We start from the raw sequence: 6491 nt of genomic DNA on the forward strand, positions 1-6491 counted from the left end.
TTCAAGATGCGCCGCCGCAAGCACTATCGCAAGAGCCAGGGCCATCGCCAGTACTTCACCGAAGTACAAATCGGCGGCATCACCGCATAAGGAGCACATAACATGGCACACAAGAAAGCAGGCGGCAGTTCGCGTAACGGTCGCGATTCGGAGTCGAAGCGTCTGGGCGTGAAGCGCTACGGCGGCGAACTGGTCCTGGCAGGCAACATCATCGTGCGTCAGCGCGGCACTCAATTCCATCCCGGCGACAACGTCGGTATCGGCAAGGACCACACCCTGTTCGCCAAGGCCGACGGCACGGTCAAGTTCGAGGTCAAGGGCGCTGCCCGTCGCCGTGTCGTTCGCATCGAGCCGGTCGCAGCCTGAATCGAATTGAACTGAGTCCGACTCGTTCGCCAGAAAGCCCTGTCCGCCGGATGGGGCTTTTTTGTTTGTGCGGGGCCAATTAGGATCACTCCATTATGAAATTCATCGACGAAGCGAAAATCCAGGTGCTGGCGGGCAAGGGCGGCGACGGCAGCGCATCGTTTCGCCGTGAAAAATACATTCCCAAGGGTGGGCCGGATGGCGGTGACGGCGGTCGCGGCGGCAGCGTGTATGCGGTGGCTGACTGCAATATCAACACGCTGGTCGAATTCCGTTTCAAGCGGAGTTTCAAGGCGCAGAATGGCGAAAACGGGCGCGGCGCCCAATGCTACGGCAAGGGCGGCGAGGATCTGACCGTCCGCGTGCCGGTGGGCACGGTGTTTACCGATATCAATAGCGGCGAGGTAGTGGCCGATCTGGCCGAAAACGGCCAGACCGTATGTCTGGCCAAGGGCGGCAAGGGTGGCCTCGGCAATCTGCATTTCAAATCCAGCATCAACCGCGCGCCGCGCCAGCACACGCTCGGCGAGCCGGGCGAGGAATGGGAACTGGCGCTGGAGCTGAAGGTGCTGGCGGATGTGGGCCTGCTGGGCATGCCCAACGCGGGCAAATCGACCTTCATCCGTGCGGTGTCGGCGGCGCGTCCCAAGGTGGCCGATTATCCGTTCACCACGCTGGCGCCCAATCTGGGCGTGGTGCGGGTGGATAGCGAACGCAGCTTCGTCATCGCCGACATTCCCGGCCTGATCGAAGGCGCGGCCGAGGGGGCCGGGCTGGGTCACCAGTTCCTGCGCCATTTGCAACGCACGCATCTACTGCTGCATCTGGTCGACATCTCGCCGCGCTGGGAGGCCGGCGACCCGGTTCACGAAGCGCGTGCCATCGTCGAGGAACTGCGCAAGTACGACCCGCAACTCTACGACAAGCCGCGCTGGCTGGTGCTGAACAAGATCGATATGGTGGACGAAGCCGAACGCGAGGCGGTGGTGGCGAAATTTGTCGCCGACTATGGCTGGACAGGACCGGTGTTCGTAATTTCGGCGCTCGATGGAACCGGCTGCAACGCACTGACCTATGCGGTGATGGAGTATCTGGGAACGCAGGCACGTGTACCTGCCGAGACGGCGCCCCAAGTTCCGCTGGAACCCGCTGCCGATTAATCGGCCTGTGACTCGACGGGCGCGTCGCCGCCCACGCGTTTCCAATCGTTTTCCAGTAGTGCCACCTGGTATTTGGCCCAGCGCGCAAATTCCAGCGGGCTGCAATGCCCTTTCTTGCGGCGGCAGGTGCCGGCGACGCCTTTGAAGTGGTAGACCGTTTCGCCGGTTGTGGTATCGGTGGCGATCTGGGCGAGCTGGCGCACGCCCCAGGTTCGGCCGTAGGCACCGTTGCTATAGAAGAATCCCACTTTCAGTTCGTCGAGGCTCATGTCGTGATGCGGCGGTAGATGTCGGTGACTTTCACCGGCAATTGTCGCACGTCGTCCAGGATGATGTAACGCGCCGCGCCATACATGTGCGGCAGGTAGTCGCGCGCGTCGCGATCGAGCGTGATGCAGAAGGGATGGATGCCGGTGCGTGCCGCCTCCAGCAGCGCCATGCGCGTGTCCTCGATGCCGTATTGGCCGCGATAGACGTCGAAATAGTCATCCGGACGGCCGTCTGAGAGCGTGACCAGCACGCGGGTTTTCGCCTCGACCTGATTCAGCAGCTTGGTCATGTGGCGCAGGGCAAAGCCCATGCGGGTGTATTCCTGCGGACGGATGCCGGAGATGCGCGCCTTGACCTCGTCATCGTAGCGCTCGTCGAAGGTTTTGATGCGGAACAGTTCGCAACGCTTGCGCGTGGTGCCGGAAAATCCGTAGATCGCATAGCGGTCGCCCAGCAGTTCCAGCGCCTCGCACAACAGGATCAGCGCTTCGCGCTCGGCCTCGTTGATCCAGCCCTTGGTCGAGCCGCTCATGTCGACCAGGAAGGCCACGGCGATGTTGCGTTCGGCACGGTGCAGGCGCACGAACAGGCGGTCGCTCATTTCGCTGCCATCCTTCGCATCGGCGAGGGCTTCGATCAATGCATCGAGGTCGATCTCGTCGCCCTGGACCTGCCGCTTCTCGATCCGGTTCTCGTCGCGCAACGCTTCGAATTTCCGGCGCAGGTGCTTGACCACGCCAGCGTGTTTGCCGAGCGTGTCGCGGTAGAAGTCGTCGTAGGCCGGGGTGACGGTTTTTTCCCGCATCACGCACCAGTTCTTGCGGTAATGCTGGCGGCCGTGATCCCACTCGGGATACAGTTCGGCACCTTTCTCGTGATAGGTGCCGTGCCACACGGCATCGGGATCCTCGGGCTGGTCGAAGACGAGGTTCGGGTCGTATTCGCCGTCGCCGGCGGGGGTCAGGTAGTCCGGCGGGATCTCGCCGAAATCGAGATAGACCGAGGTCAGCAGCTGCTTGACGCCGTCGGGCGGTGCGATCGGAGCGTCGTCGAGGGTGATCTCGAAATCGAGCAGGCCGTTTTCATCGCGTGGCGTCACGTTCAGCTCAGGCGGTGTTTCCGCGGCGGTCTGCGGATCGGGTTGCGCGGCCGTCTGCTCCTCCAACAGTTCGGCCAGCTTGATGCGCAGTCGCGCTTTTTCCTTGTCCAGCCGGGCCGTGCGGGCGGCGGCAATCGCATCCGGACGCAGACAACCCTGATCGCTCCACTGCGGGCAGTCGACATCCTCGTACGCGGCATCGAGCAGGGCCAGGCTGTCGTCCAGCGTGGCCTGATCGGCGGCAAGCCGGGCCTCGAACCGTTGCCAACTCGGTGGCAACCCAGGATCGAGCTGTGCACGCAGGCGCTGCATTTGCCGGTATAAGCCGGGCAGTTCGCGGGCGATGCGCGCACTCAGGCGAAGGGTTTCCAATGCGTACAGACGGGCGAGTGCGCGCTCGGGATCGGCATATTTCGTGGCGATGCCAGTGAGATCGGCGCGCAAGGTGCCGTAACGGGTTTGCGCCCACAGCAACGCGACCGTGATCTTGGCCAGCTGGAAGTTGTCGTCGAGGTCCGGCAACGCGGCGATCAGCGGCGGCAATATGATCCGCTCGCCGTCGGTCCAGGCGGCATCGCCCTCCTCGATGCGCAGCCGCCGTCCCGAGAGGCCGCAGACGAAATTCCCCAGGATGGGCGCGATGTCATCGAACAGCGCACCGGCCGCATCGTTCCGGTGCAGGGTCTCGTCGAAGCTGTCGACTTCTTCCATCACCCGGAGGGCGGTCTGCAGGCCTGTGCGGTCGAACACGTCGCAGGTATGCACCGCCCATGCTTCCAGCAGGCGCCGCTCCATGCGCGACAGCAGGGCCGGCGCGCGGCGGCCGAACTGCCAGGCCAGCGTGATATGGGTGGAAGCGATGCGGCGTATCCAGCCGAGGATGAAATCCTGCTCGTCGCGCGTCAGCGTGGCGAGTTCGGCTGCGAGCTGCTCGACCTTGAAATAGGTGAATTCGGTGTCCAGCCAGATGTGGAGGCTGGCCTCCATCTCGGCTGTTGTCAGTTGTTGCTGTGCCATCAGAAGATGGAGGAGGACAGCTCCTGGATCGCTTTGAGCATGTCGGCGTCATCGGTGACCGCCTGGGCGACGGCGGCTTTGCAGGCGGTGACTGGGCTCACGCCGTCGGCGATCAGCTTGCCGGCATGTACCAGCAGCCGCGTGGACGCGCCTTCCTCAAGCCCGCTGCCCTTGAGATTGCGCGTCATCTGCGCGAAACGGACGAGATTGTCGGCGATGGCGTCGGATACACCGGATTCGCTGGCGACGATGCGTCGTTCGAGCGCGGCCGACGGGTAGTCGAATTCGAGTGCGACGAAGCGCTGCCGGGTCGATTGCTTGAGGTCCTTCAGCACACTTTGGTAACCGGGATTGTAGGAAATGGCCAGGCAGAACTCGGGGGGCGCCTCGACGATCTGGCCGAGCTTTTCCATCGGCAGGGTACGGCGGTCGTCGGCCAGCGGATGGATCACGACCATGGTGTCCTTGCGTGCCTCGACGATTTCATCCAGATAGCAGATGCCACCGCAGCGCACCGCGCGGGTCAGCGGGCCGTCGACCCACACGGTTTCGCCGCCCTTGACCAGGTAGCGGCCGACCAGGTCGGAGGCGGTGAGATCATCGTGGCACGACACCGTGATCAGCGGCCGTTTGAGCCGCCACGCCATGTGTTCCATGAAGCGCGTCTTGCCGCAGCCGGTGGGGCCCTTCAGCAGTACCGGAATCTGCTGCCGGTAGGCGGCTTCGAACAGCTGGATTTCCTCCCCGACAGCCTCGTAGTAGGGCTCTTTTTCGATGAGGTGGTGGGCTGGGTCGAGGGTGCGGGCATTCATGGTCGGGAGACTTTCAGAAGCAGCCGGACAGCTGTTTTTTGCGTTCGAGCTCTTTGACTTGCAGGTTCCATGCATCCATTTGTTTTTGTGTATACCCTTTGCGGCGTGCCTGATCCATCTTGTCGAACACTTGTCCAAGCTTGTTGGTCAGTGTGTCGCATTTGCTCGCCGAAGCCCGTGAAGGCGGGGGCGCGCTGGCGCGCCGGGTTTCGAGGCGAATCGGGGGGGCAGATTCCGTGGGCGGGGATTTCGGCTTGGATGTCGGAACAATAGCTGGCTGAGCGGGCTGCGCTTGTACAGGGTCGGGTTGCGGTGCGGGATCGATTTCGACGGTACGAACTTCCCGGGCATTGTGGCAGGGGAGGTTGGAATACGTAACCTCACCCTTGGCATCGATGCATTTGTTGAGCGTGGCGGCTTCCGCGTGAGAAGCGAGCGCCAGTACGAGCACCGTCAGTCCAATCAGGCTTCGCATCGGCGGAATCAATGCTCGCCCGAATACTTGTCGTCCTCCAGCGCCATCTTTTGCTGGAACTCGGCTTCTTTCTCCTGCTCGGCCAGGGCGCGGCGACGTGCCAGACGCTTTTCGTAGGCGTCCGGGCGTTCCTCGACAAATTTCTCGCCGAACAGGGTGTGGCGCAGGAAATTCAGGCCGAAGTCGAGCAGGGCCTCATCGTCGGCGATCAGCAGCGCCATGACGTCGACCGGGATGTCGTAGGTGTCGTTGAAACTCGGGCTCATGACGAAGGCGCGGAAACGATCGACGTCGTAGCTCGCCATGAAGAAGAGTTGGTTGGAAACCGGGGTCGGCTTGCCGATGGCGGGGCCGGCTGATTTGCGTTTGACCACCAGCTGGCGCCATGCATGGGCCTTCCGGTCGTATTCGTCCACGCCCTGTTCGCGGCGGTATTCCTCGATGGTCTGGGTCTTGTCCTCGAAATGGCCAAGGCAGTGCGGCTCCTTGACCATCGCATAGGCGCTGCGGTCGACGTATTCGTCGGAGCGGCGCATGGTCAGCAGGGCGACCGGGTAGTAGCGGCAGGCCGTGGGGCGGTCTTCGTAGACGCCGCAGCCCTCGGGCGTCATGAACTGGCAGGCGGTGCCGCCCTCGACCGGGTTCAGCTTGATGCCCGGCATGCCGTCCTTGTCCATCTCGAACGGGACCGAGTACTGCTTGAGAAATTCGCCCGACGACATGTCCAGGCGCTTTTTCAGGCGCAGGACATCATAGGGTGTCAGCGGAATGTCGATGTTGGAACAGCAGGCGTTCCAGCATTTGACGTCGCGGTGGCAACGGAACTGCAGTTTCGCGTCTTCCGCCAGCATGATGGGTTTGACCGGGCTCCCCGCAAACGGGGAATCGGCAATCATGTCCTTGAATTCGGCTTCGTTCATCTCACTACCTTACCTTCCGGGGCCTGGCCCCTCACTTCAAAAAACAACATACAAACGGGAACGCGTAGGTTACGCGCTTTCGGCTGGATGCTGAACAACCTTGTTGCTCTTGCTGGTATCGCTGCCGGAAAAAAACCGGGCGCCGTTAGGCGCCCGGAGTTCACTGCGAACCTAATGAATCAGTGGGCAGCGGGCTTGAACAGCTTGGACTTGTCGACCAGATCCACGTGGGCGCGCTTGAAGCAGTTCCACTGTTTGGAGTTCTTGTCGTAGACCGAGTTCACGAAGCAGTGCCAGTTTTCCTCATCGACAAAGTTCTTGTCCATGCGGTAGTAGAAGCCGGGGTAACGGCTTTCTTCGCGGAACTGGATG

General features: G+C 62.3%; 9 protein-coding genes. 3 read left to right on the plus strand and 6 right to left on the minus strand.

Going from position 1 to position 6491, the window contains the following annotated elements; translation table 11 throughout:
* From ABT23_RS14600 to cgtA, 3 genes are all read left to right on the plus strand, one after another.
* Nucleotides 1–90: bL21 family ribosomal protein (locus tag ABT23_RS14600; protein ID WP_296636917.1), on the plus strand; the 90-nt coding region annotated here is incomplete at its 5' end.
* Between the two features lie 12 nt (nt 91–102).
* Nucleotides 103–366 (plus strand): 50S ribosomal protein L27, encoded by a 264-nt coding sequence (rpmA, locus tag ABT23_RS14605; protein WP_018507686.1) that lies wholly within the window; start codon nt 103–105, stop codon nt 364–366.
* A gap of 95 nt (nt 367–461) precedes the next feature.
* Nucleotides 462–1526, plus strand: coding sequence for an Obg family GTPase CgtA (cgtA, locus tag ABT23_RS14610; RefSeq protein ID WP_296636899.1), 1065 nt, complete (start codon nt 462–464; stop codon nt 1524–1526).
* On the opposite strand, the gene ABT23_RS14615 is transcribed toward cgtA, so the two are convergent.
* The 6 genes from ABT23_RS14615 to ABT23_RS14640 all read right to left on the minus strand — a co-directional run.
* Nucleotides 1523–1795, minus strand: coding sequence for a hypothetical protein (locus ABT23_RS14615; protein ID WP_296636901.1), 273 nt, complete (start codon nt 1793–1795; stop codon nt 1523–1525). The genes cgtA and ABT23_RS14615 overlap by 4 nt on opposite strands.
* Nucleotides 1792–3912, minus strand: coding sequence for a VWA domain-containing protein (locus tag ABT23_RS14620; protein ID WP_296636904.1), 2121 nt, complete (start codon nt 3910–3912; stop codon nt 1792–1794). The genes ABT23_RS14615 and ABT23_RS14620 overlap by 4 nt, the downstream gene beginning before the upstream one ends.
* The gene (locus tag ABT23_RS14625) at nt 3912–4724 is read right to left on the minus strand and encodes a CbbQ/NirQ/NorQ/GpvN family protein (protein WP_296636906.1); all 813 of its coding nucleotides are present in this window, start codon (nt 4722–4724) and stop codon (nt 3912–3914) included. Before ABT23_RS14625 ends, ABT23_RS14620 begins: the two co-directional genes overlap by 1 nt.
* Before the next feature lie 13 nt (nt 4725–4737).
* On the minus strand, nt 4738–5199 hold the full coding sequence (locus ABT23_RS14630; protein WP_296636908.1) for a DUF4124 domain-containing protein: 462 nt from the start codon (nt 5197–5199) through the stop codon (nt 4738–4740).
* An 8-nt stretch (nt 5200–5207) separates the two neighbouring features.
* Nucleotides 5208–6119 carry a YkgJ family cysteine cluster protein gene (locus ABT23_RS14635; protein ID WP_296636911.1) on the minus strand — a complete coding sequence of 304 codons (912 nt, stop codon included), beginning with the start codon at nt 6117–6119 and terminating at the stop codon, nt 5208–5210.
* A 179-nt stretch (nt 6120–6298) separates the two neighbouring features.
* A partial coding sequence (locus tag ABT23_RS14640; protein WP_296636914.1) for a hypothetical protein occupies nt 6299–6491 on the minus strand: 193 nt, incomplete at its 5' end.

This window comes from Thiobacillus sp. SCN 63-57 (genome assembly GCF_001725555.1).
Taxonomy (GTDB): domain Bacteria; phylum Pseudomonadota; class Gammaproteobacteria; order Burkholderiales; family Thiobacillaceae; genus Thiobacillus.